The organism is Terribium retamae (assembly GCF_022347545.1).
Classification (GTDB): Bacteria; Pseudomonadota; Alphaproteobacteria; order Rhizobiales; family Rhizobiaceae; genus Mesorhizobium; species Mesorhizobium retamae.
This window is the reverse complement of the sequence record NZ_JAKREW010000002.1, coordinates 47,779-71,952: the sequence shown is the minus strand read 5'-3', so window position 1 is coordinate 71,952 and position 24,174 is coordinate 47,779. Positions and strand designations below refer to the sequence as shown.

Sequence of the window (24,174 nt, the reverse complement as noted above, 5' to 3'; positions counted from 1 at the left end):
CGTTTTTGTTTCGCGAGGGGCGCGGCGAATTCGGATCTATCGAGAGACCGAGGGGATCGGCCGGCATATATCGGCCATCTGCATGGGAATGCTTTTGCAACACGAGCTTGGCGGGTGTGCCCTGCTTGTTTTCGTCCCGATAGCCACCATATCGAATCATAAGCCCTGCGATAAGTCAGGAGGGGACGGGAAGCCGGAATGAGCGATGCGATGAGATCGCTGCGTTCAGCCTGAAGCGTACCGGTATATTGAGGCTGTGCCTCCTTGGCCGATGCGCGCGGGCGAAGGAGGTGCCGGATGGCACGTTATCCTGTTTTTCGATCGTTCAAATTGGCTGCGACTGCTGTCCTGATGGCGCTTTTGCCGCTGCAGGCGGAAGCGCAGATTGGTTGCGGCGCGCGTGACGTCATCGTCGCCCGGCTTGGTCAACTCTTCCAGGAGCACCAGATCGGCTATGGGCTTGTTGGCCAGGCCGCGGTTGTCGAGATCTATGTCTCTGCAGCAGGTACTTGGACGGTGTTGATGACGGATGCGGGCGGCCAAACCTGCATCATGGGTGCCGGCGACAGCTGGGAGAGCACATTGACGGCCAGTGTCAAGGATCGTGACAGCTGATGATTGTCATCGCATCGCGGCAGCCTGGGCGTGCAGGCGCAACAATGCCATCAGCCTGTCGGCTTCGGCCCCTGCCGCATCTTGATCGCGTTCAAGGATGGCGCGGATCAGTGTGACGTGATTTCCTGCGGCTTCGGCAAGCCCGGTACCGCTTTGGAAGCGGAACCAGAAACGTCGGCTGTGGGTCTGCAGTGGTGCGACAAGGCGGGCGGCAAATTGATTGTCTGCTGCAACGGCGATTGCCTCGTTGAGCGATTTGTCTGCTTCGAGGTACCCGACGACATCGTTGGTGACGACTGCGTCGTGAATGGCGATCGCAATCGTTTGCAGCCGAGCGATGATTTCTGGCGTGGCGAAACGGGCAGCCGCGTGTGCGAGAATGACTTCCATGCCCCGCCGTGCGTCGAGCACCTTCAGCCAATCGCCGGCATGCAAGGGGGCAATTTCGAGGCCGGCGCGTGGACGAATTTCGATGAGCCCTTCCAGGGCGAGACGCTGGATTGCTTCCCTGACCGGCGTGCGACCGAGTGACAATTTTTCGATCAGGGCTCTTTCGGTGGTCAGACGGCCGGGAGCGAGATCCAGCGTGACGATCATTTTTTCGAGCGCCCGGTAGGCCTTGGCGCTGATCGATTCAGCCGTCTCGCTCTGCGATATTTCAAACTGCACTGTATTCAATACGCTTGTCCCATTTTTGATATACCGCTTGATATATCAGTAGAAAAACTCAACAAATCTAAGGGCTTCGTAGAAGATATATCATTGGTATATCACTGGCGGAAATCTGCCCCTATGGGTTTTCCCCTGCCATTGCTGCCAAGTTCATGGCTCTCTGATGCAATCAGCCGTGCATTGGATGTTTCGCGCTTCCGAAGAGGGATCGCTCATTGCGGCGGTGCGATCGCCATGCGGTCTCTACGGCCAAACGTAAGACGGGATGGCGATGTCGAAGGCCTCTGGCGATTCATTCGCGAGCCAGCCGGGTCAAGAGAAACGCGGCCCACGAGGGGCAGCCAAGGTGGCGAATCGGCTCGTTGGCCGCTGCGTGGACGGGGCGCGTGGAGCGGTGATTTCGGCGCGTGGCGAGCCGGCCGCCGAGCTCCTGGCTGCGAACTGGGCGCGCGTGATGCGACTGAATGCGGTTTTCTTTGACGGTTCTGATCCGCTCGCACCCTGCTTTGCTGTCAACCAACCATCGCAAAAGGCGTTTGTCGGCGAATAAGGAGGAAAAATGACCGCTCGAAAAGACGCAAGGAATCGTCTTCTCAACCGATTTTGAAGACGGAAGTTTCGAAAATGGGTGCAAACTAATTCGGAATCGTCAAAGACATTGCTTTGTGCCAATGATACGGTCCGCCCTAGTCCACGAACCGGGCAACGACAATAAGGCAGTCGCGAGGCGCGCAGGAAACACGCGCCAGACGATAGAAAAATGCCGTTGCAATCTGGGTTTGAGACCTTAGGACTAAGGGGAAATACGAGAGAGACGCGTCAGGGCCGACGACGTCTCAGGGGAGCCTCGGGAATATGCAGTATTTCGTTCAGCAGCTTGTGAACGGGCTGACGCTCGGGTCCATTTATGGGCTCATCGCGATCGGCTACACTATGGTCTATGGCATCATCGGCATGATCAACTTCGCCCATGGCGATATCTTCATGGTCGGGGCGTTCACGGCGTTGATCGTGTTCCTGATCCTGGCAGCGGCCTTCGGCTCGGTACCGATCGTGGTCGCCCTGCTGGTGATGATGATCGTGGCGATGCTGCTTACCAGCCTCTACAACTGGACGATCGAAAAGGTCGCCTATCGTCCGTTGCGTGGCTCCTTCCGCCTTGCCCCGCTGATCACGGCCATCGGCATGTCGATCGCACTTTCCAATTTCGTGCAGGTCACGCAGGGTCCGCGCAACAAGCCGATCCCGCCGATGGTCAGCCAGGTCTACAACATCGGTGGCATTTCCATTTCGCTGAAGCAGATCATCATCGTGGTCGTCACGGCGGTGCTGCTGGCGCTGTTCTGGTATCTGGTCAACAGAACGGCGCTCGGACGTGCCCAGCGCGCCTGCGAGCAGGACCGCAAGATGGCTGCGCTTCTCGGTATCGATGTCGACCGCACCATCTCCATCACCTTCATCATGGGCGCAGCCCTCGCCGCCGTCGCCGGCACGCTGTTCCTCATGTATTATGGCGTCGTTTCCTTCTCCGATGGTTTCGTGCCGGGCGTGAAAGCCTTCACTGCGGCTGTTCTCGGGGGCATCGGCTCCCTGCCTGGCGCTGTGCTGGGCGGCTTGCTCATCGGCTTCATCGAAAGCATGTGGTCGGCCTATTTCTCCATCGACTACAAGGACGTCGCCGCCTTCTCGATCTTGGCGATCGTTCTGATCTTCCTGCCTTCCGGCATCCTCGGCCGGCCAGAAGTCGAAAAGGTCTGAGCCCATGGCCGTTACCGTTTCAAACAATACCGGCGAGACCGTCGCCAACCCGATGGCTCGCGCCTTGCGCGAGGCAATCTATGCCGGCCTGATCGCGCTTGGCTTGTTCATCCTGTTTATAGGTCTGAGGACAGACCAGAACATTCGCAACGAACTGGTGCTGATCCAGCGCTGGGGGCTGCTGGCGACCGTGGTGGTGATCACCGCCGTGGGGCGGTTTCTCTACGTGGCGTTTGTCATACCTGCGATCGAACGCGCCAAGGCGGAAAAAGCGGCTGCGCCTGCGGCGGTTGCCGAGCCGGGCTTTATTCGCCGCAATTTCAACTGGCTCGGCATTGCGGTGCTGCTGCTTTATCCCGTCGTGGTGGTGTCGCTGGTCGGCTTTCAGAGCTCACTGAAATGGGTCGATAATTTCGGCATCCAGATCCTGATCTATGTGATGTTGGCCTGGGGGCTGAACATCGTCGTTGGTCTCGCGGGCCTGCTCGATCTCGGCTATGTCGCATTCTATGCTGTGGGCGCCTACGCCTACGCGCTGCTCGGTACGCATTACGGCCTGTCTTTCTGGATCCTGCTGCCGGCCGCCGGCATCATGGCCGCGTTCTGGGGCGTGCTGCTCGGCTTCCCGGTATTGCGCCTGCGCGGTGATTATCTTGCCATCGTGACGCTCGCTTTCGGTGAAATCATCCGTCTGGTGCTGATCAACTGGCGCGAGGTCACCAACGGAGCCGCCGGTATATCCGGCATCCCCAAGGTCTCATTCTTCGGCCTGATGTCGTTCAATGTGTCGGATCCGAACTACATCTCCAAAGTGTTGGGCATTGCCCAATCGGGCGCCTACTACAAGATATTCCTGTATTATCTGGCGCTCGCCTTGGCGCTGCTGACCGCCTTCGTCACCATCCGCCTGCGTCGCATGCCGGTGGGGCGAGCCTGGGAGGCATTGCGCGAGGATGAGATCGCCTGCCGGTCGCTTGGCATCAACACCACCACCACCAAACTCACCGCTTTTGCCACGGGCGCGATGTTCGGCGGTTTCGCCGGTTCTTTCTTTGCGGCGCGGCAAGGTTTCGTGTCACCGGAATCTTTCGTCTTCATCGAATCGGCCATCATCCTGGCGATCGTGGTGTTGGGCGGCATGGGTTCCCTCGCCGGTATCGCGGTCGCAGCGGTGGTGATGATCGGCGGCACCGAGATCCTGCGCGAGCTGGAGTTCCTGAAAGTCGTGTTCGGGCCCGATTTCACGCCGGAACTGTACCGTATGCTCCTGTTCGGCATGGCCATGGTCATCGTGATGTTGTGGAAGCCGCGCGGCTTCGTCGGCAGTCGAGAACCGACTGCGTTCCTCAAGGAACGAAAAGCGGTTTCGAGCTCCTTCACAAAGGAAGGCCACGGCTGATGGACGCGAGTGCTCCCATGAACAAGACACTTCTTCAGGTCGAGCACCTGTCGATGAAATTCGGCGGCCTCGTCGCCATCGGCGACCTGTCCTTCGAGGCCAGGCGCGGCGAGATCACCGCGCTTATCGGTCCGAATGGTGCCGGCAAGACGACGGTGTTTAACTGCATCACCGGCTTTTATAAGCCGACAGAAGGCATGATCCGCTTCACCGACCAAAGTGGCGGCGAGTTCCTTCTGGAACGCATGCCGGATTTTCAGATCACGGCCAAGGCCAAGGTCGCACGCACCTTCCAGAACATCCGCCTGTTCTCGGGCATGACGGTGCTGGAAAACCTGCTCGTCGCCCAGCACAACAAGCTGATGAAGGCTTCCGGCTATACGATTGTCGGCATGCTCGGCCTCGGCAGCTACCGTCGCGCGTCGAGTGAATCGGTCGAGCTGGCCAAACACTGGCTGGAAAAAGCCGATCTCATGGATCGTGCCGACGATCCCGCCGGAGACCTGCCTTATGGTGCGCAACGTCGGCTGGAGATTGCCCGCGCCATGTGCACGGGCCCTGAGCTCCTCTGCCTCGATGAGCCCGCTGCCGGTCTCAATCCGAAGGAGTCGCTGGCGCTCAACGATCTGCTGATGGACATCAAGAACAGCACCGGCACCTCGATCCTGCTCATCGAGCACGACATGTCGGTGGTGATGCAGATCTCCGATCACATCGTGGTGCTGGAATATGGCCGCAAGATCTCCGATGGTGATCCGGCTTTTGTCCGCTCGGATCCCAGGGTCATCGCCGCCTATCTCGGCGTCGACGACGAGGAGGTCGAGACTGTGCTCACCGATGTCGGCGACGAGAACATCATCGAGCAGCTCGAAGCGCATCCCGATACCGCACATGGACCAAATACGTCCGCTTCGATGATGGCCGGGCCGATCAGCGAGACTATCGATCACGTCGAAGGTGAGCGCGTCACGGTCTCCAAAGGTGCATCGAAAGCCGCCCTGGTGGAAGCACGCGGGGATGTCGCCTCCGGCGTGCCTTCCGCCTTGGCGGCCATCGCGAAGGCCAAGCCGGCAAGGAGCAAAGCCATAAAAGGGAAGGGTGACGGCCCCGCCAAGGCAAAACCTGCTCAAAAAGAACTCGCGGAAGTCGGTGCGACCTCAAGTGCGGCCGCTCCCGCCAAAACCGGATCTAAGGCAGCAACAGCGTCCGCGGCTAAGACAGCCAAAGCACCCGGGGCCAAGACGGCCGCGGCAGCGAAGCCCACAGCCGGGATTTCGAATCGCCTTTCCGCGCCACGTGGCGGCAAGGCCGATAATTTGACGCGCATCAAGGGCATCGGCTCGGTCAACGAAAAGAAGCTGAACGATCACGGCATCTATCATTTCGATCAGATCGCCACCTGGAAGAAGGCAGATGTCGTTGCCGCGGAAGCCTACCTCGCCTTTGACGGGCGCATTGCCCGCGAAGACTGGATCGGCCAGGCGAAGCTGCTTGCCAAGGGCAAGGACACGGAATTCTCGCGTCGGGTCGACGCGGGTGACGTACCAACCAGCCATGTCTCGGCAAAGTCCGCAGCGGCCAAGCGCGGAGGGCGTAAGTAATGGCCGGTGCACCACTGCTCGATATCAAGGGCGTCCATACCTACTACGGCAACATCCGGGCGCTGAATGGCGTCAATGTCAGTGTCAACGAAGGCGAGATCGTCGCCTTGATCGGAGCCAACGGCGCCGGCAAGTCGACGCTGATGATGACTGTGTTCGGCGCGCCGCGGGCGCGCACGGGAACGATCACCTTCGCCGGCACCGACATCACGCAGATGCCGACGCATGAAATCGCCAGGCTGCGCATCGCGCAGTCGCCGGAAGGACGCCGCATCTTCCCGCGCATGACGGTGATGGAAAATCTGCAGATGGGGGCAAGCCTCGACAACCTCAAATATTACGATGAGGACGTCGAAAAGGTGTTCACGCTGTTCCCCAGGCTGAAGGAGCGCATCAACCAGCGCGGCGGCACGCTTTCGGGCGGTGAGCAGCAGATGCTGTCGATCGGGCGTGCGCTGATGGCACGGCCGAAGCTGCTGCTGCTGGATGAGCCGTCGCTTGGTTTGGCCCCGCTGATCGTCAAGCAGATTTTCGATGCCATCCGCGAGCTCAATCGCACACAGGGACTGACGGTGTTCCTGGTTGAGCAGAATGCCTTCGGTGCGCTCAAGCTCGCCACGCGTGGCTATGTCATGGTGAACGGCAACGTCACCATGAGCGGTACCGGCAAGGATCTGCTCGCCAATCCGGAAGTGCGCGCCGCCTATCTCGAAGGCGGACACCACTAGAGCGTTTCCGTTCGCGGAGACGTTCCAATTTTTGTTTTCACGCAATTCCAGGCCGCTACACGTGCCGGAATTGCTCAAGTTCAGGGGGTCTTCATCATGCAGGGTATCATCTATGAAGAGGCCTCCATCTGGCAGTTCTTCTTCGTCACCTGCCTGTTGGGCGGATGGGCAGCCTGGATGACAGGCAGAGCCTGTGCGCAGACATGGCGCACACGGCCAATGCTGTTCCTCTACATCCTGGGCCTGGGCCTCGGCGTGCGCTTCATTCATCACGCCCTTTTCGAGGGTACGATGTTCACGCTGCAATACTACATCGTCGATACGGTCGTGCTGATGGTACTCGCGTTCCTCGGTTACCAGTATACCCGCACGAACCAAATGGTGACGCAGTATAGCTGGCTATACGAAAAGGTTTCGCCGCTTAGCTGGAAGCCCAAAGCCTAATGTTTTGACCTGCGCCCTTCGACCAAGAATCGGCGTGACAAGACCTTAAAATGAGGCAAAGTACGTTTTCTGCGATTGGGGTGGGCATCGCGTGAAAACTCTATCATCGCCCGCCCGGGAAATGGGAGCGTTTCAATGAAAAAATCACTTTTGTCCGCCGTGGCCCTGACCGCGCTGCTCGCGTTCAGCGGCAGCGCGTGGGCTGACCTTCAGATTGCCGTTGGTGCCCCGATCACTGGCCCCAATGCTGCCTTCGGCGCGCAATTGCAGAAGGGTGCCGAAATGGCCATCGCCGAGATCAATGCGGCTGGCGGCATCAATGGCGAGCAGGTCAAGCTGTCGGTCGGCGACGACGTGTCCGATCCGAAGCAGGGTATTTCGGTTGCCAACAAGTTCGTCGCGGACGGCGTCAAGTTCGTGGTCGGCCACTTCAATTCGGGCGTGTCGATCCCGGCCTCGGAAGTCTATGCCGAGAACGGCATCGTCGAAGTGACGCCTGCCGCCACCAACCCGGTCTTCACCGAACGCGGCCTGTGGAACGTATTCCGCACCTGCGGCCGTGACGACCAGCAGGGTGGCATTGCCGGCGCCTACATCGCCAAGAACTTCAAGGACGCCAAGATCGCGGTCATTCACGACAAGACCCCTTATGGTCAGGGCCTTGCCGACGAGACCAAGAAGGCAATGAATGCCGCTGGCGTCAAGGAAGTCATGTACGAAGGCGTCAACGTCGGCGACAAGGACTTCTCGGCTCTGATCGCCAAGATGAAGGAAGCTGGCGTCACCCTGATCTACTGGGGTGGCCTCCACACCGAAGCCGGCCTGATCATCCGCCAGTCGACCGACCAGGGCCTGAAGGCCCCTCTGATGTCGGGTGACGGCATCGTCTCGAACGAGCTTGCCTCGATCGCCGGCGACGCGGTAGCAGGCACGCTGAACACGTTCGGTGCCGATCCGCGCCTCAACCCGGCCAACAACGACCTGGTTGCGAAGTTCCGCGCCCAGGGCTTCGAGCCGGAAGCCTACACGCTGTACTCCTATGCAGCCGTGCAGGTGATCGCTCAGGCCGCGGCCGCCGCCAAGTCGAACGACACCCAGGAGGTCGCCAAGGCGATGCACGAGAAGGGTCCGTTCAAGACCGTTCTCGGCGAACTCTCCTATGATGAAAAGGGTGACCCCAAGCTTCCGGGCTACGTCATGTACATCTGGAAGAAGGGCGACGACGGCAAGTATACCTACGTGCCGAAGGTCGACTGATCTTTCGTTCAATCCTGATGAGATGCCCGGCCGAGCGCCGGGCATTTTTCGTTTTGCAGGTCAGTTTATTCAGAAAACGACCGGGGAGAGTCGCCCGCGGGCACGATTATCCTGGCGATTCCTGTCCCCATGCCGCAACGGAATTTTCGATGGCTTTCTCGCTTCCGAGTGCCGCCGTTGCCTGATCCGTATTCATTCCGCAGGGGTGCTTATTTTAGTTGCACTGCAGCATTTTCCCGCTAATCATGCGCCCGCCTTTCTTCGATAGAGCGTTTCCGTTCTCACGGAACGCGTAAACGCTCTAACTCTTTGTTTTTACGCAATTCCAGGCAGAAAACGCTACGCGCTTTTCCTGGAATTGCTCTGGTCGGCTGGAGTACCTCCTTGGCAATCACGAAGATCCTTGTCGCCAACCGTTCCGAGATCGCAATCCGCGTGTTTCGCGCGGCCAACGAACTGGGACTCAAAACGGTGGCGATCTGGGCGGAGGAGGACAAATACTCGCTGCATCGCTTCAAGGCCGACGAGAGCTACCAGGTCGGTCGCGGTCCCTGGCTTGCCAAGGACATGGGTCCGATCGAAAGCTACCTGTCGATCGACGAGGTGATCCGTGTTGCCAAACTCTCGGGCGCGGACGCCATCCATCCGGGATATGGCCTTCTGTCTGAGAGCCCCGAATTCGCCGAGGCCTGCGTCGCCAACGGCATCACCTTCATCGGTCCGAAGCCGGAGACCATGCGTCGGCTTGGCAACAAGGTGGCGGCGCGCAACCTTGCCATCGAAGTCGGCGTGCCTGTCGTGCCGGCGACCGATCCGCTTCCGGACGATGCCGAGGAAATCAAGAAGTTGGCCAAGGCGATCGGTTATCCGGTCATGCTCAAGGCCTCCTGGGGCGGTGGCGGGCGTGGCATGCGCGCCATCCGCAGCGAAGCCGATCTCATCCGCGAGGTCACCGAGGGCAAACGCGAAGCCAAGGCGGCTTTCGGCAAGGATGAGGTCTATCTCGAAAAGCTGATCGAGCGGGCCCGCCACGTCGAGGTGCAGATCCTCGGCGACACGCATGGCAACGCCGTGCATCTGTTCGAGCGTGACTGTTCGATCCAGCGCCGCAACCAGAAGGTGGTGGAGCGGGCCCCCGCACCCTATCTCAGCAACGAACTGCGCCAGGAGCTGTGCGGCTATGCGCTGAAGATCGCCAACGAGACCAGCTATATCGGCGCCGGCACGGTCGAGTTCCTGCAAGATGCCGATACCGGCAAGTTCTACTTCATCGAGGTCAATCCGCGTATCCAGGTGGAACACACCGTCACCGAGCAGGTGACCGGTATCGATATCGTCAAGGCACAGATCCACATCCTCGACGACTTCGCCATCGGCACGCCGGAATCGGGTGTGCCGGCGCAGAAGGATATCCGGCTGAACGGCCATGCCCTGCAGTGCCGCATCACGACCGAGGATCCGGAGCAGAACTTCATTCCCGACTATGGTCGCATCACTGCTTATCGCGGCGCCACTGGTTTCGGCATTCGGCTGGATGGTGGCACGGCCTATTCGGGCGCGGTGATCACCCGCTACTACGATCCGCTGCTCGAGAAAGTCACAGCTTGGGCGGCGACCTCGGATGAAGCGATCTCCCGCATGAACCGCGCCCTGCGCGAGTTCCGCATCCGCGGCGTGGCAACCAACCTCACTTTCCTCGAAGCGATCATCAATCACCCGAGCTTCGCCGACAATTCCTACACGACGAAGTTCATCGACTCGACGCCGGAACTGTTCGCGCAGGTCAAGCGTCAGGATCGCGCGACCAAATTGCTCAACTATCTGGCTGACGTGACCGTCAACGGTCACCCCGAGACGCGCGGCCGGCCGAAGCCGAACCCGGATGCGGCTGCGCCGATCATCCCATGGTTCACGGCACCGATTCCGGACGGAACCAAGCAGAAGCTCGACCAGCTTGGTCCGGAAGGCTTCGCCAGATGGATGCGCGAACAAGATCAGGTACTGGTCACCGACACGACCATGCGTGACGGACACCAGTCGTTGCTGGCGACGCGCATGCGCACGCATGACATCGCGCGTATCGCCGGCACCTATGCACGTGCCTTGCCGCAGCTGCTGTCGCTCGAATGCTGGGGTGGCGCCACGTTCGACGTGGCCATGCGCTTCCTGACCGAGGATCCGTGGGAGCGGCTGTCGCTGGTGCGCGAACGGGCGCCGAATATCCTTCTGCAGATGCTGCTGCGCGGCGCCAATGGCGTCGGCTACACCAATTATCCCGACAATGTGGTGCAGCATTTCGTCAAACAGGCCGCGGAAGGCGGCATCGACCTGTTCCGCGTCTTCGACTGCCTTAACTGGGTCGAAAACATGCGCGTCGCCATGGATGCAGTCGGCGCCGAGGGCAAGCTGGTCGAAGCGGCGATGTGCTACACCGGCGATATCCTCGATCCGGACAGGGCCAAATACAGCCTGAACTATTATGTCGGGCTGGCCAAGGAGCTAGAAGCTGCCGGTGCGCACATCATCGCCGTCAAGGACATGGCCGGTCTGCTCAAGCCGGCGGCCGCGCGCGTTCTGTTCAAGGCGCTGCGCGAAGCGACCGACCTGCCCATCCATTTCCACACGCACGATACCTCCGGCCTGTCGGCAGCGACCGTGCTGGCAGCGGTGGAGAGCGGTGTCGATGCGGTCGACGCGGCTATGGATGCCTTCTCCGGGAACACGTCGCAGCCTTGCCTGGGCTCAATCGTCGAGGCGTTGAAAGGTACCGACCGCGACCCGGGTCTCGATCCGAAGTGGATCCGCAAGATCTCGTTCTACTGGGAAGCGGTGCGCAACCAGTATGCCGCCTTCGAAAGTGACCTCAAAGGACCGGCTTCCGAAGTCTATCTGCACGAGATGCCCGGTGGGCAGTTCACCAACCTCAAGGAACAGGCGCGTTCGCTCGGGTTGGAAACACGCTGGCACGAGGTGGCCCAGGCCTATCACGACGTCAACCTGATGTTCGGCGATATCGTCAAGGTGACGCCGTCCTCCAAGGTCGTTGGCGACATGGCGCTGATGATGGTCAGCCAGGACCTGACGGTCTCCGATGTCGAGAACCCGGCGAAGGATATCGCCTTCCCCGATTCCGTCGTTTCGATGCTGCGTGGTGATCTCGGTCAATCGCCGGGCGGCTGGCCGCAAGCCTTGCAGAAGAAGGCGCTGAAAGGCGACAAGCCGATCACGGTGCGTCCGGGATCGCTGCTCAAGCCGGCGGACCTGAAGAAGAGCCGCAAGGAGATCGAGGAGAAGCTCGGCCGAAAGCTGGCCGAGAACGAGTTCGCCTCATGGCTGATGTATCCGAAGGTGTTTTCCGATTTCGCTGCCGCCCAGGAGACTTATGGTCCGGTCAGCGTGTTGCCGACCCCGACCTATTTCTACGGCATGAAGCCGGAAGATGAGGTTTTCGTCGATATCGAAAAGGGCAAGACGCTGGTCATTCGCTGCCTCGCTGTCGGCGATACCGACGAGAAGGGCATGGTCACCGTCTTCTTCGAGCTGAACGGCCAGCCTCGCCGCGTCAAGGTACCGGACCGGGCGCATGGCGCTTCGAACGGCAAGGCCAGGCCGAAGTCCGAGCCCGGAAACGACGCGCATCTCGGGGCGCCGATGCCTGGTGTGGTTTCGGGCGTATCGGTCTCCGCTGGCCAGAGCGTCAAGGCCGGTGACGTACTGCTCTCCATCGAAGCGATGAAGATGGAGACCGCGCTGCATGCCGAGCGCGACGGCGTCGTTGCCGAGGTGCTGGTCAAGGCAGGTGATCAGATCGATGCCAAGGATCTCCTGGTGGTGTTCGGCTGAGGCAATACCAGAGGCATTGCTGACAATCAGGCCTTGACCTGCCATGTCCGGTCGGGCATCGAACCGGCCGGAAAACCGGCTGCCGCTTGCCCGAGTCGTGGCCGCTGAAGAAGAATGGAGACCATTATGGCCGACGAAATCACCGAAACCAGCCAGACTGTAGCCGCCGGCCAGTTGCGCGCGCTCATCGAGCGCATCGAGCGTCTCGAGGAAGAGAAGAAGACGATCGCGGACGACATCAAGGACGTCTATGCGGAAGCCAAAGGCACAGGCTTCGACACCAAGGCGATCCGCACCATCGTGCGCCTGCGCAAGCAGGACCAGGCCGAGCGCCAGGAAGCGGAATCGATCCTTGATCTGTACAAGGCCGCGCTCGGCATGGTGTGATTTTTCTCGGCGCGGCAAGGCCGTACGAGAAATCGTGAGTTGGTCCGGAAGCCTTGTGCTTCCGGTTTTCATTTGCGGGAAGGCTATTCCAGCCGTCACCGGCTGGAGCCGACCGTAGCAGCATTCCGCGCCGGAGATGCCTGCACTCTCCAGACCGTGTAGGCCGAAGTGCCCGGCCGATCATTGAGACTAGCCGGGATACCGCTTCGATTCCGCTGCCCGGTCGTCTTAGGCGGACAGAAACCGCTCCGTCAGTCGGGCCCACATTGCAGCGCCGGTGGTCAGGCTGTCGTCATTGAAGTCGTATTTCGAGCTGTGCAGGATCGCGGAATCGACACCGTTTCCGAGGCGCAGGAAGCAGCCCGGCTTGTGTTCCAGAAAATAAGCGAAGTCCTCGCTGCCTGGAATCATCGGGCAGATGCCGACCTTGTCTTCTCCCACCAGTTCCCTGGCCACCTCGCTGGCGAAGGCGGTTTCCTGTTCCGAGTTGATGACCACCGGGTAGCCGCGTTCATAATCGATGGAAACGCTGGCGCCATGCGCCCCGGCTACCGAAGAAGCGATGTCACGTACCCGCTGCTCGAGTGTGTCGCGCACCTCGGGCGAAAAGGAACGGATGCTGACGGTTATTTCCGCGCTTTCGGGTATCACGTTGGACGCGGTTCCGCCGTGAATGGTTCCGACCGTCACGACGGCGGTCTCCGTCGGATTGACGTTGCGCGACACGATTGTCTGCAACGTCATGACCATGTTAGCGGCAACGACAATCGGATCGACCGTCAGATGTGGGCGGGACGCGTGGCCGCCGCGGCCGGCGATGGTGATCGTGGCCGTGTCGGCTGCAGCCATCAACGGTCCTGATCGCATCAGGAAGGTCCCTGCCGGTGCGCCCGGATGGTTGTGCAGGCCAAAGATCGCATCGCAGGGGAAGCGTTCGAAAAGCCCGTCCGCGATCATGGCTTGGGCGCCACTCCCCTTGCCGGCCTCTTCCGCCGGCTGGAAGATCAGGTTGATCGTCCCATTGAAATGGCGTGTGCGCGCAAGATATTCGGCGGCGCCGAGCAACATGGTCGTATGGCCGTCGTGGCCGCAGGCATGCATCTTCCCGTCGGTCGTGCTGGCATAGGACAAGCCGGTGGCTTCCTGAATCGGCAAGGCATCCATGTCTGCACGGATCGCGATGCTGCGACCGCCATTGCCTTGCTTCAGACGCCCCACGACACCGAGACCGCCGACATTCCTTGTCACCTCGTAGCCCCAGCTTTCGAGCTGTCCGGCGACATAGGAGGCCGTTTCATGCTCTTCGAAGGACAATTCCGGATGGGCGTGGAGGTGCCGGCGTGTCGCGACGAGTTCCCCGGCCCGGTCCTCGAGATCCGAGATGCGGGCGAACTGATTTGAAGCAGGGGCCATGAAATGTGTTCCTTGGTCGTACGCGGCGATCAGATGAAGCGGCTGAGGAAACTTCTGGTCCGGGCGTGTTTGGGATTGGCCAGAACTTCACCGGGAGGTCCCTGTTCGACGACAACGCCCCCATCCATGAAGACGACGCGGTCGGCAGCCTCCTTGGCAAAACCGATCTCGTGCGTGACGACGATCATGGTGAGCCCTTCCTTGGCCAGGTCGCGCATCGTGGCCAACACTTCGCCAACGAGCTCGGGGTCGAGTGCAGAGGTGGGTTCGTCGAAGAGCATCAAGCGTGGGCGGATCGCCAGGGCACGCGCGATCGCCACGCGCTGTTGCTGGCCGCCCGACAATTGCCGGGGATAGGCATCGAACTTCTCGGAAAGACCGACCCGTGTCAGCAGCTCACGGGCATAGCGCGTGGCTTCGTCGCGGCTCTGCTTGTGCACTCCGATGGGTGCCTCGATCACATTCTCCAACGCAGTCATATGCGGATAGAGATTGAACTGCTGGAACACCATGCCGATCCTGCTGCGCTGGGCGGCAATCTCGCGATTGGTGAGTTTGTTAAGCCGGCCGTTCTTGAGACGGAAGCCGATCTGCTCCCCATCCACCTCGACAAAGCCTTGATCGATCGTCTCGAGATGGTTGATGCAGCGCAGAAATGTCGACTTGCCCGAGCCGGACGGTCCGAGGATGACCACAACCTCGCCGGCAGCCACATCCAGGTCGATACCTTTCAGGACTTCAAGCGGACCGAACGCCTTGTGGACGCCGCGAGCGCGAACGAGAACGGTTTCAGGCGCGCTCATCGACGGCTCCTGAAGGCATGGGATTTTCCTTTTTCTTGTCGGTGGTGAGACCACGGTCTCCGCGGCTGTAATGGCGCTCGATGGCACTTTGCCCGATGTTCAGGATCGACGTGATGAGCAGGTACCACAGGACCGCAACAAGCAGCAGCGGGATGATTTCGAACGTCCGGTTGTAGATCGACTGGACGGAATAGAGCAGATCCGCCATGGCGATCACGCTGACCAGAGAGGTCGCCTTGATCATGCTGATCAGCTGATTGCCGGTGGGAGGGACGATCGACTTCATCGCCTGCGGAATGATGATGCGGCGCAGAGCGCGCGCCTTGGTCATGCCGAAGGCTTGCGCAGTCTCGGCTTGGCCCTTGTCCACCGAAAGCAGGCCGCCGCGGATGATTTCCGCCATATAGGCTGCCTCGTTGAGGGCTAGGCCGACAATGGCTGCAGTCAGGGGCGTGATAAGGTCATTGGTGTTCCAGCTCGCGATGCCTATCGAAATGCGCGGGAACAACGTCGACATGTTGTACCAGAAGATGAGCTGCACCAGCAGCGGCGTTCCGCGGAAGAACCAGATGAACAGTCCCGCCAGCGAAGACGCCAGCCTGTCCTGCGACATGCGTGCGATCGCCAAAATCAACCCGAGCGCGACGCCGATGATCATGGCGACAACCGTCAGCCCCAGCGTCACCGACAGACCCTGCATCACAGTCGGGTCGAAGAAATACTGAGCGACGACCGGCCAGCCGAAGTTCGGGTTGATCGCAACGATGTAGGCGAAACCCAGAGCGACGGCCAGGGTGAATGCCCATAGGGCGACGCGGGGGAGGGGGAAGGGCACGTGCGCGAGTTTGACATCGCGCAGCGCATCATCCGACGGGTTGAAACCGGACATGGCTACTGTCCCTGATTGATGCCGGGTTTGTCGATCATGTTGTTCTCGAGGCCCCACTTCTTCATGATCTGGGCATAGGTGCCGTTCTTGATCAGGATCGTGAAGGCATCGAGCAGCACCCCGCCCAGAGGCGAGTCCTTCTTGACGACGGCGCCCTGATAGATGTCCTTGAAGCCGTTCGCCTGGCCGACGGCCGCAAGTTCGAGCTGGCCGTTCGCCTGCTGCACGAAGTATGTAAGCGGGGCCTGCGAGGAGAAGAATGCGTCCGAACGCTTCGATCTCACGGCCAGGATCGAGCTCGGCTGGTCGGTGTAGGATTGAACCTCGACGGCAGATTTTCCGCCATCCGTGCATTTCTTCGACTGCTCCTTGATGACCTTTTCCGCCGAGCCGCCGGCCATCACCGCGATACGCTTGCCGCAGGTCGCATCGAGTGAGGTGATGCCGGACGGATTGCCTTTTTCTACAGCGAAGACGACATATTCGCGGGCCCAGTCGACGAAGTCGTTCGCCTTCTGCCGGTCGGGATAGTCACCGACCGGACCCATGGCGAACTGATAGCGGCCGGAATTGATGCCGCTGAGCAGAGCGGGAAGGCCTGCAACCGAGGCATGGTCGATGGTGATGCCGAGCAATTCGCCGATTGCGGTCGATATATCCTTGGTCGCCCCGGTGAGTTCGGTGCCGGTCACGATTTCATAAGGAGGGAACGAGCCGTTGTTGACGGCGATCATCTTGCCTGCGTCGCGGATTTCCTGGGGCAGACGTGCTCGCAACGCGTCGTCCTGGGACTGCCTCTGGATGTCTTGGGACCAGGCAGCGTTCGCTGCAAGGATCGCTGTCAGGGCGGCGAGAATAAAGGCAGGTTTCTTCATGGCATTCCTCCGTGATTTTGTCCGATTGCTTCGGGTTTGGTCGCCTAAAACTTGTCTTCGAAGGGAAAAAGGGTCTGGGGCGTGAGGTCCGATTCCAGGATGCCCTGCTCGGACAGTTCTGTGATGAAGTCCTCGATCATCGGGCTATTGGCTTCCAGTCCGCTGTCGTTCCAGCTCGTCGGCAGGGCGCGCGCCGAGCGCAGCAGTTCGTCAAACATCCACGGCGTCGTCTCGGCATATTTGCGCCGCTTCGAGGTCCAAAGCCGCTGGCTCTCGTCGACAAGGCGTGCCAGTTCGCCGGGAAGCCACGGATGCGTTTCGGCAAGCTGCTGCTTGACTGCGACGATGTGCATGCCCGGCACATAGCCGACGGCGTCGAAATAGGCCTTTTCCGCTGCGACGAAATCCGGCAGCAACTGGCGGAACCCCGACCCGTCGTCAAAATAGCCGTCGGGCATGAAGGGCGTGAAAACGGCATCGAGCCGGCCTTCGGCGAGCAGTTCCATCATCGGACGGTCACCGGGAGCTGCCTCGATGCGTCCCGGCCGGCCAAAGCCGTCCAGGCGATCCACGACGGGATGGGAAGACGTCAGGCGCCCGGCGAACCAGTAGGCGTCTTCCACTCCTACCCCTTCGCGCCGAAGTGCTGCACGTGTCCACGTGTTGCCGGAATCCCGCCAGCCGGTAACGCCGATGCGCTTGCCGGCGAGATCCGACAGCTTGGTCATGGGGCTGGCTTCGGTGGTGATGATGCACCGGTGACGAAAGCCGCGCATGATGAAGCAGGGGATGCCCACAGCGGTCTCTACGCCTTTGGCCATCGCGGATGTGTAGCGACTGAAGGATACTTCCGCCGCATCGTAGATCTCGCTCGCTGCGAGGTCGGGTATCAGCGTTCCGACGCGATCGACCTGGATATCGAGACGTTCGGAGGTCACGTCGCCCAGCACAAGCGGCGTCAGGTAGTCCCAATCCCTTGTGGCGAACTTGACCGGAACGCGCATGAATTTCCTCGTACTGCTAAAATTGACGACCGCTCCGTAAATGTTTAAGTCCGTTCCAGCAAATGTTATTATGGCATTAAACATTTAAAGTTGCGACGATGGCTGATCGATATGATGCTCAATGGTTTGCGGATCGGCTTGGCGATCGAACGTCTCGCGGCATAGCCCTCGAAACCGGAGCCATGATCCGCTCGGGGCTTCTTCCCGTCGGAACGAAGTTGCCATCGGTGCGCGATCTCGCCTTTCGGCTCGGCATCAGTCCGGCGACAATCTCCATTGCCTGGGCCGACCTCAGGCGTCACAAGATCATCGGCGGGCGAGGCCGGAATGGCGCGTGGGTGATGGGAGATCGTTTTGCTCCACGTCCAACTCGACTGGTGAGCACCGGCAATTACGGCCCGGATGTCCTTAATCTCGGGATCGCCTCTCCGGACGTCGAATTGCTGCCTCCGCTCGAACAGGCACTGCTGCATGGCGCGAAGGCCAGCCAGCTGAACAGCTATCAGCGGGAACGCATCCTGCCGGAACTCGAGCAGGTCGTTCGGCCCAGTTGGCCCTATGATCCGGGTGCCTTCCTCGTCACCAACGGCGGATACAACGCCGTCTACACATTGCTGCATGCGCTGGTGCCGCCCGGGGCGCCGGTTGCCATCGAAGATCCGACAGCCTTGCGTCTGCTCGACATTCTCGAGGATCTCAATGTTCCAATCATCCCGGTCCGATGCGATGCCCAGGGACCAATCCCCGAGGCTCTGGCGGAAGCGCTGAAAGCGAAGCCCGTGGCGTTTCTATTCCAGCCAAGGATCCATTCGGTCACGGGCAGTTCCGTGACCCGAGACCGCCTCGAAGCGCTTGGCGATGTGCTCAAGGGCTCGGATGCGTTGATCATCGAAGACGACGGCGTCGGCGACGTGTCGGAGACCGCTCGGCAATCACTGGGAAAGCGTTTTCCGGATCGCGTTATTCATGTCCTGTCCTATTCGAAGACGCTCGGGCCTGATCTCAGGCTGGCCATTCTGTCAAGTTCGGCAAGCATTGTGGAGCAGATCCAGTCCTATCGCAGCTTCAGCGCAGGCTGGACCAGCCGCATCCTGCAGGCTGCAGCATCCTGGCTGCTCCAGGATGCTGAAACCGAAAACATTGTTCGTCGCGCACGAACCGTGTACCAGGCCCGCCGGCATGCCCTGGCCTCTGCCCTTTTCGCATTGGGGATCGAAATCAATGAGGGGGAGGGGCTCAGCGTGTTCGTGCCTGTGGAGACGGAAAGCTTCGCGCTGGTGACGCTCGCTTCGCGTGGCATCGCCGTAAGTGCTGGTTCGAGATTTTCACTGAAACCAATCAACGCCATCCGCATTGCCACAAGCGTGCTTCCGCTGTCGGAGGTCGATCGCGTGGCTCACGCAATTTCGGCAGCTGCCGCCAAACCCAGATAGCGCGCAGCGGGTTCGCTAAACCTGCATTCGCACGGTCTGCTGATCCTGTTTGTCAGGGCATGCTATGCCGGTCGCCACCGTCGGCCTGCGTCCATCAAGCCGCCGGTTAAGGCCCCTTGTTACGCGCGCTCGCGTCATCGTCGAGATGCAATGCGATCTGCCGCATGCGTTCGTTGAGCGCCTCGATCTCTTTCGAGATCCGACGCATCACTTGTGGCAGATCCTGCGCATGACCGTCGATGCCCGGTCTCATCGGCCCTCTGCCAAGTCCGGTCAGAAGCCAGGATGGGCTGACACCGAGAATGCCTGCCATGGTCGTCAGCCTGTTTCCGCGCGGAACGTCGCGGTCGCATTCCCAGGCGCGCCAGCTCGACGGAAGGACACCAAGTCTCTCGGCCGCATGCTCCATGGAAAAGGCCTTCGCGTCCCGGGCGAGCGATATGCGACCGCCGAGCGTTTCGTCATTGTGTGCGAGGCGATTGTCGTCAAGCATGTTTCATTCTCCAGTTCGTCAGGATATTGAGGCAGGGTGGACCAGCCCGCAGACGGCGGCGGTGCATGCCGTCGGCACGCCGGCTGTTCACCGAGTTTCGCTGCTGGCCTGCCGGCTGGAGCGGGCGCGACAGCCCGCTCGTTCGCCGGGGCGCCTAGTCGCCTTCAACCCATTGCTTGATCTTGTCCGGATGGTCGACGATGTATTTGTCGACCGCCTTTTCGTAGGAGGTTTCCTGCGCATTGAACATTGCCGCCTCGAGTTCGGGGATCGGCAGTTTGATGCGCGAAAGCAATTCCGCGACCTTGGGGTTTTCATCCTTGAATCCCTTGCGGGCGAGGATGTCGATGTGTTCGGCCTTGCCGAGCGCCCCCTTGGGGTCGTCGATGTAACGCAGCTTGTACTTGCCGAACATCCAGTGCGGGCTCCAGGCTGTGGCGACGAACCACTTCTCGGAACGCATGTCCCGGTCGATCGTGGTCAGCATGCCAGCCTCGCTGGAGATCTTCAGCTTGTAGTCCAGGTCATAGTCCTTGACCGCCTGCTCGGAAAGTCGTGTCAGGCCGGCACCAGGGTCGATGCCCTGCACTTCACCGCCAAGCTTCTCCTTCACCTCGTCCTTCTTCAGATCTTCGATCGAGCTGATTTCGCTTTCGGGAATATATTGCGGAACGACCCAGCCCAGTTTCGCGCCGTCATAGACGGTGCCGAGCGTCTCCACCTTGGATTCCACGCGCTTGAAATAGTCGGCATGGGTTTCCGGCAGCCAGGCCATCATCATGGCGTCGATGTCGCCGCGGCTGACACCCTGGTAGAGCGGCGCGACGTCGGTCTGTACCAGCTCGACTTTCTGGCCGAGCTTGTCCTCGATGAGTTTAGCAGCGAGCTTGGTGACGAATTCCGCGTCCGACCACGCAGCCCAGCCCAGTTTCACAGGTTTTCCGTCCTGCGCGAAGGCCGATGTGGTCATGCTGGCCGCGACGAGCGCGGCAAGTCCAATACGGGTCAGTGTTCTGAACATATTTTCTCCTTCGTATTTGGAAGTTCAGGCAGCGACGGAGCGCTGCTCGTCGTCGGTCGGAGCGCCGTCCGACGAAGTCGATTGCGGGCGTCCCTTGCCGTTGCGGAAGGCCAGGAAGCTCAGGAAGCCCGAGCTGCCCTTGCCGCAGCTTTGCGTGATCCGGTCGAGCACCACGGCCAGAATCACGACAGCCAGACCACCTTCGAAGCCGGCGCCGACGTCGAGCCGCTGGATGCCTGTCAGCACGGAATTGCCGAGCCCGCCGGCGCCGATCATCGAGGCGATCACCACCATCGAAAGCGAGAGCATGATCGTCTGATTCACGCCGGCCATGATCGAAGGCATGGCATTCGGCAGTTGAACCTTGAATAGAAGCTGCGAGGGCGTACAGCCGAAAGCCAGTCCGGCCTCAACGAATTCCGGGTGCACCTGGCGTATGCCAAGATTGGTGAGGCGCACGACCGGCGGCATTGAAAAAATAACCGTGGCAATCGTGCCCGGCACGGCCCCAAGGCCGAAAAACATCGCGGCCGGGATCAGGTAGACGAAAGCCGGCATCGTCTGCATGAGATCGAGCACGGGGCGGAACAGGCTTGCCACCTTGTCCGACCTTGCCATCGCTATGCCGGCAGGGATGCCGAAAACCATCGCGATGATGGTGGCAGAAAGCACCAACGACAATGTCTCCATGGTGCCTTGCCACAGGCCCATATGATCGACCAGGGCAAGCGCAAGCAATGTGAAGCCGGCAAATTTCCAGCCCACACGCCACAGCGACAGCATCGTCAGTATGGCAATACCTGCAGTCGGCGGAATCCCGGTCAAGGTGCCTTGGATGTTGTCGGTAACGAAACCGATTGCCGTGGCGATAGCGTCCAGCGCAGGAGTGAAGTTGTCGAGAATGTAATTGACGGTGACATCGGCGCCATGGCCGACACTGAAACTGAAATCCATTGATTGTTACCTTCGGTTCGGCTCAGCCGGTCCGGTCGAGCGTTTCCAGAAGCGCCGATTTGCTGATGGAGCCGACATAGCGGCCATGCTCGTCGACCACGGGAACGGGCCAGCGGCTTTCGGCCACACGACTCAGAACATTGGACAGGGGTTCACCGGCGGGTATGGGTGCTACGTCCTGAAGGAAGGCGTTGCGGGAGGGCTCTACGGCCTTTGTCTTAACCTTTTCGATCAGCGCATCCTGGCTGATCATGCCGTGGAATTTCTTGTCGCGGCCGACTACGATAGCGACATCGCGTCCGGACTGTTCCATCTGCTCCAGCGTGGCAGCCACTGACGCGCCTTGCCGATCGATAATGGTCAGTTGGGTCTTGCGGGCGATATCGCCGGCTTTGAAGACCTGCGAGACATCCACGTTGCGAAAGAAGGATCGCACATAGTCGTTGGCCGGCTTGGAAACGATCTCATCCGGCGTGCCAACCTGCACGACCTTGCCGTGTTGCATGATGCAGATTCGGTCGCCGATGCGCATTGCCTCGTCGAGATCGTGGCTGACGAAGATGATCGTGCGGCTCTTCTCGGCTTGAAGACGCATCAACTCATCTTGCATCTCTGTGCGGATCAGCGGGTCGAGTGCCGAAAAGGCCTCGTCCATGAGCAGGATGGTCGGCTCGCCGGCCAGCGCCCGCGCCAGGCCGACCCGCTGTTTCATGCCACCTGAGAGTTCGTCCGGCCTGCTTTTCGCATAGGGCTTGAGCCCAACCGCATCGAGTGCGGCAAGCGCTTTCGCGGTGCGCTGCGCCTCGCCCACACCGGCGATCTCCAAGCCGAATGCGGCGTTGCCGAGGACATCGCGATTGGGAAGCAAGGCGAACGATTGAAACACCATGCTCATGTCGCGCCGGCGCAATTCGATCAACTCGCGCTTCGACATTTTCGTGATATCGCGGCCGTCGATCTCAACGGCACCGGCAGTTGATTCGATCAGGCGGTTGAGAAGGCGGAGCAGGGTCGACTTGCCGGAGCCGGACAGGCCCATGATGACAAAGGTCTCACCGGCCATGATGTCGAAGCTTGCATTGTCGACACCGATCGTACAGCCGGTGGACGCGTAGATCTCGGCTTTGCTCTTGCAGGCTCGCGCCATACGCAGCGCCTGCTCGGAATCGTCTCCAAATACCTTATAGATATTTTTCAGACTGATTTTAACAACAGATTGTCTATTGTATTCTATGCTTTTTATAGTCAAGGGCACTCTAAGATTACAATCCGCTTGCTTCGGCGGATAATCTCTCCTTTGTTCCGGCAAATGCGCAGAAGAACACCGCGCCACGAATACTATACACAAACGCCCTCCCCAGGATTGGAGAGATTCGTTTGTTGCGCTCCGTTATATAAACCGCTGAGCTGGCATGTCCACCCAACATGGGGAACCATGTCACCGGCAACGACGGAGTTCTGCTTCGAAAGCGACGGCGTTGGCGCTTCAGGCGCAGCGAGGACTAAGCTTTCGCTTCAGAGGTCAGCCAGGAAACGAACGCTGCAACGGCGGGTCTTTCTCTGGCCTGCGGCAAGGTCACCACATAGTAGGCGAATTCGGTTGGCCAGGGACGGTCGAGGGCAACAGCCAGTCGTCCTGCCCTGACTTCTTCGCGGGCATAGATGTCGCGGACCAGGGCAATTCCCTGACCGGCCTCGGCAGCCCGCACGAGCAGGAAATCCTCGTCGAAAGCCTGCCCGCGTTCGATTCGGGGGTCGCCCTCGACGCCAAAGGCCTGGAGCCAGAGGCGCCAGTCCGCGCGGTCGGAATCCTGCAGCAGGGGGTAGGCGAGGCAATCGGCCGGGCTATCGATTCTGGGGCCATCGGCAAGTAGTCGCGGACTGGCCACCGGGATCAATTCGGGCGCCATCAGGTGAGTGGCCTCAAGGCCAGGATAGTCGCCAAGCCCATGGCGGATCGCGATATCCACCCGCTGCTTGCGCAGATCGGCGAGTGCCGATGAAGCCTCCACGCGAACCTCGATCTGCGGATGGCGCTCCGTGAAGCGCCCCAGCCGTGGCACCAGCCAGGAAGCGGCGAAGGAAGGCACCGTGCAGACCGTGAGCGATTGGGCGGCCTTGCTTGCCTCCAGCGTTTCCAGACCGCTTTCGATCTGATCGAAGGCGCGAAGCATTGCCGGATGCACTTTGGCCGCAGCTTCGGTCAATTCGACACCGTAGCGTGTGCGGGAAAAAAGGGGCGCGGCGACACGCTCCTCCAGAAGCCGCAATTGCTGGCTGACGGCGCCGGAGGTCACGCCCATGACATCGGCTGCGCGTTTTATGCTGCCGTAGCGTCCGGCTTCCGCGAAGGCTCGCAAGGCAAGGAGGGGAAGTACGCGGCCCATTCGGTATCTCGTCCAGGATTTAACAAAACTAAATTTTCTTTTGAGCGTGTCAATTACCTCTTGGTGTTCCCCTAATGCAAAACCTAAGCCTGAGGTTGGCAGTCAGTTAAGCTGATAGAGATCGGTCTATGAACTTTAGAATTTAGCTGGCCTAACTCCAAAGAGAGAAACGATCGTTTCTCTTCGCCAACCGGTCTC

At 60.2% G+C, this 24,174-nt stretch carries 21 protein-coding genes; 10 read left to right on the top strand and 11 right to left on the bottom strand.

The window, feature by feature from the left end; all coding sequences use genetic code 11:
- The first annotated feature begins 297 nt into the window (after positions 1-297).
- Entirely contained in the window at positions 298-615 is a 318-nt protein-coding gene (locus L4923_RS03785; protein WP_239362174.1) for a hypothetical protein, read from the top strand.
- Positions 616-621: 6 nt separating this feature from the next.
- On the opposite strand, the gene L4923_RS03780 is transcribed toward L4923_RS03785, so the two are convergent.
- Positions 622-1,212, bottom strand: coding sequence for a GntR family transcriptional regulator (locus L4923_RS03780; protein ID WP_239362468.1), 591 nt, complete (start codon positions 1,210-1,212; stop codon positions 622-624).
- A gap of 930 nt (positions 1,213-2,142) precedes the next feature.
- Here L4923_RS03780 and L4923_RS03775 point away from each other — a divergent pair.
- From L4923_RS03775 to L4923_RS03740, 8 genes are all read left to right on the top strand, one after another.
- Positions 2,143-3,045, top strand: coding sequence for a branched-chain amino acid ABC transporter permease (locus tag L4923_RS03775; protein WP_239362171.1), 903 nt, complete (start codon positions 2,143-2,145; stop codon positions 3,043-3,045).
- A 4-nt stretch (positions 3,046-3,049) separates the two neighbouring features.
- Positions 3,050-4,444, top strand: a complete 1,395-nt coding sequence (gene livM / locus L4923_RS03770) for a high-affinity branched-chain amino acid ABC transporter permease LivM (protein WP_239362168.1) — start codon at positions 3,050-3,052, stop codon at positions 4,442-4,444.
- On the top strand, positions 4,444-6,045 hold the full coding sequence (locus L4923_RS03765) for an ATP-binding cassette domain-containing protein (RefSeq protein ID WP_239362165.1): 1,602 nt from the start codon (positions 4,444-4,446) through the stop codon (positions 6,043-6,045). Before livM ends, L4923_RS03765 begins: the two co-directional genes overlap by 1 nt.
- The gene (locus L4923_RS03760) at positions 6,045-6,773 is read left to right on the top strand and encodes an ABC transporter ATP-binding protein (protein ID WP_239362164.1); all 729 of its coding nucleotides are present in this window, start codon (positions 6,045-6,047) and stop codon (positions 6,771-6,773) included. The genes L4923_RS03765 and L4923_RS03760 overlap by 1 nt, the downstream gene beginning before the upstream one ends.
- 96 nt (positions 6,774-6,869) lie before the next feature.
- A complete protein-coding gene (locus L4923_RS03755) occupies positions 6,870-7,217 on the top strand; it encodes a DUF6867 family protein (RefSeq protein ID WP_239362163.1) in 348 nt (115 codons plus the stop codon).
- A gap of 135 nt (positions 7,218-7,352) precedes the next feature.
- On the top strand, positions 7,353-8,474 hold the full coding sequence (locus L4923_RS03750; RefSeq protein ID WP_239362162.1) for a branched-chain amino acid ABC transporter substrate-binding protein: 1,122 nt from the start codon (positions 7,353-7,355) through the stop codon (positions 8,472-8,474).
- 384 nt (positions 8,475-8,858) lie between these two features.
- On the top strand, positions 8,859-12,317 hold the full coding sequence (gene pyc / locus L4923_RS03745; protein WP_239362161.1) for a pyruvate carboxylase: 3,459 nt from the start codon (positions 8,859-8,861) through the stop codon (positions 12,315-12,317).
- A 126-nt stretch (positions 12,318-12,443) separates the two neighbouring features.
- Complete coding sequence (locus L4923_RS03740) at positions 12,444-12,704, top strand: DUF2312 domain-containing protein (RefSeq protein WP_239362160.1); 261 nt, start codon at positions 12,444-12,446, stop codon at positions 12,702-12,704.
- Between the two features lie 228 nt (positions 12,705-12,932).
- On the opposite strand, the gene L4923_RS03735 is transcribed toward L4923_RS03740, so the two are convergent.
- Genes L4923_RS03735 through L4923_RS03715 form a run of 5 tightly spaced genes read right to left on the bottom strand, consistent with a single transcriptional unit; the run spans position 12,933 to position 17,688 of the window.
- On the bottom strand, positions 12,933-14,117 hold the full coding sequence (locus L4923_RS03735; RefSeq protein ID WP_239362159.1) for a M20 aminoacylase family protein: 1,185 nt from the start codon (positions 14,115-14,117) through the stop codon (positions 12,933-12,935).
- A gap of 29 nt (positions 14,118-14,146) precedes the next feature.
- Positions 14,147-14,920 (bottom strand): amino acid ABC transporter ATP-binding protein, encoded by a 774-nt coding sequence (locus L4923_RS03730; protein WP_239362158.1) that lies wholly within the window; start codon positions 14,918-14,920, stop codon positions 14,147-14,149.
- Complete coding sequence (locus L4923_RS03725) at positions 14,907-15,809, bottom strand: amino acid ABC transporter permease (RefSeq protein WP_239362157.1); 903 nt, start codon at positions 15,807-15,809, stop codon at positions 14,907-14,909. The genes L4923_RS03730 and L4923_RS03725 overlap by 14 nt, the downstream gene beginning before the upstream one ends.
- A 2-nt stretch (positions 15,810-15,811) precedes the next feature.
- Entirely contained in the window at positions 15,812-16,684 is an 873-nt protein-coding gene (locus tag L4923_RS03720) for an ABC transporter substrate-binding protein (protein ID WP_239362154.1), read from the bottom strand.
- 44 nt (positions 16,685-16,728) lie between these two features.
- Entirely contained in the window at positions 16,729-17,688 is a 960-nt protein-coding gene (locus tag L4923_RS03715) for a substrate-binding domain-containing protein (RefSeq protein ID WP_239362153.1), read from the bottom strand.
- A gap of 98 nt (positions 17,689-17,786) precedes the next feature.
- On the opposite strand from L4923_RS03715, the gene L4923_RS03710 reads away from it, so the two are divergent.
- The gene (locus L4923_RS03710) at positions 17,787-19,121 is read left to right on the top strand and encodes an aminotransferase-like domain-containing protein (RefSeq protein WP_239362152.1); all 1,335 of its coding nucleotides are present in this window, start codon (positions 17,787-17,789) and stop codon (positions 19,119-19,121) included.
- A gap of 106 nt (positions 19,122-19,227) precedes the next feature.
- On the opposite strand, the gene L4923_RS03705 is transcribed toward L4923_RS03710, so the two are convergent.
- From L4923_RS03705 to L4923_RS03685, 5 genes are all read right to left on the bottom strand, one after another.
- Positions 19,228-19,614: a helix-turn-helix domain-containing protein gene (locus tag L4923_RS03705; RefSeq protein WP_239362151.1), complete on the bottom strand. Its 387-nt coding sequence runs from the start codon at positions 19,612-19,614 to the stop codon at positions 19,228-19,230.
- Positions 19,615-19,768: 154 nt separating this feature from the next.
- Positions 19,769-20,635 (bottom strand): glycine betaine ABC transporter substrate-binding protein, encoded by an 867-nt coding sequence (locus tag L4923_RS03700; RefSeq protein WP_239362150.1) that lies wholly within the window; start codon positions 20,633-20,635, stop codon positions 19,769-19,771.
- A gap of 24 nt (positions 20,636-20,659) precedes the next feature.
- Positions 20,660-21,589, bottom strand: a complete 930-nt coding sequence (locus L4923_RS03695) for an ABC transporter permease (protein WP_239362149.1) — start codon at positions 21,587-21,589, stop codon at positions 20,660-20,662.
- 22 nt (positions 21,590-21,611) lie between these two features.
- A complete protein-coding gene (gene proV, locus L4923_RS03690; RefSeq protein ID WP_239362466.1) occupies positions 21,612-22,823 on the bottom strand; it encodes a glycine betaine/L-proline ABC transporter ATP-binding protein ProV in 1,212 nt (403 codons plus the stop codon).
- Positions 22,824-23,091: 268 nt separating this feature from the next.
- Positions 23,092-23,976, bottom strand: coding sequence for a LysR substrate-binding domain-containing protein (locus L4923_RS03685; protein ID WP_239362148.1), 885 nt, complete (start codon positions 23,974-23,976; stop codon positions 23,092-23,094).
- Positions 23,977-24,174: the final 198 nt, after the last annotated feature.

Bases quoted from the DNA above. Each gene is read 5' to 3' on its own strand.
- L4923_RS03785 (WP_239362174.1), top strand. From the start codon at position 298: ATGGCACGTTATCCTGTTTTTCGATCGTTCAAATTGGCTGCGACTGCT.
- L4923_RS03780 (WP_239362468.1), bottom strand. From the start codon at position 1,212: ATGATCGTCACGCTGGATCTCGCTCCCGGCCGTCTGACCACCGAAAGA.
- L4923_RS03775 (WP_239362171.1), top strand. From the start codon at position 2,143: ATGCAGTATTTCGTTCAGCAGCTTGTGAACGGGCTGACGCTCGGGTCC.
- livM (WP_239362168.1), top strand. From the start codon at position 3,050: ATGGCCGTTACCGTTTCAAACAATACCGGCGAGACCGTCGCCAACCCG.
- L4923_RS03765 (WP_239362165.1), top strand. From the start codon at position 4,444: ATGGACGCGAGTGCTCCCATGAACAAGACACTTCTTCAGGTCGAGCAC.
- L4923_RS03760 (WP_239362164.1), top strand. From the start codon at position 6,045: ATGGCCGGTGCACCACTGCTCGATATCAAGGGCGTCCATACCTACTAC.
- L4923_RS03755 (WP_239362163.1), top strand. From the start codon at position 6,870: ATGCAGGGTATCATCTATGAAGAGGCCTCCATCTGGCAGTTCTTCTTC.
- L4923_RS03750 (WP_239362162.1), top strand. From the start codon at position 7,353: ATGAAAAAATCACTTTTGTCCGCCGTGGCCCTGACCGCGCTGCTCGCG.
- L4923_RS03740 (WP_239362160.1), top strand. From the start codon at position 12,444: ATGGCCGACGAAATCACCGAAACCAGCCAGACTGTAGCCGCCGGCCAG.
- L4923_RS03735 (WP_239362159.1), bottom strand. From the start codon at position 14,117: ATGGCCCCTGCTTCAAATCAGTTCGCCCGCATCTCGGATCTCGAGGAC.
- L4923_RS03730 (WP_239362158.1), bottom strand. From the start codon at position 14,920: ATGAGCGCGCCTGAAACCGTTCTCGTTCGCGCTCGCGGCGTCCACAAG.
- L4923_RS03725 (WP_239362157.1), bottom strand. From the start codon at position 15,809: ATGTCCGGTTTCAACCCGTCGGATGATGCGCTGCGCGATGTCAAACTC.
- L4923_RS03720 (WP_239362154.1), bottom strand. From the start codon at position 16,684: ATGAAGAAACCTGCCTTTATTCTCGCCGCCCTGACAGCGATCCTTGCA.
- L4923_RS03715 (WP_239362153.1), bottom strand. From the start codon at position 17,688: ATGCGCGTTCCGGTCAAGTTCGCCACAAGGGATTGGGACTACCTGACG.
- L4923_RS03710 (WP_239362152.1), top strand. From the start codon at position 17,787: ATGGCTGATCGATATGATGCTCAATGGTTTGCGGATCGGCTTGGCGAT.
- L4923_RS03705 (WP_239362151.1), bottom strand. From the start codon at position 19,614: ATGCTTGACGACAATCGCCTCGCACACAATGACGAAACGCTCGGCGGT.
- L4923_RS03700 (WP_239362150.1), bottom strand. From the start codon at position 20,635: ATGTTCAGAACACTGACCCGTATTGGACTTGCCGCGCTCGTCGCGGCC.
- L4923_RS03695 (WP_239362149.1), bottom strand. From the start codon at position 21,589: ATGGATTTCAGTTTCAGTGTCGGCCATGGCGCCGATGTCACCGTCAAT.
- L4923_RS03685 (WP_239362148.1), bottom strand. From the start codon at position 23,976: ATGGGCCGCGTACTTCCCCTCCTTGCCTTGCGAGCCTTCGCGGAAGCC.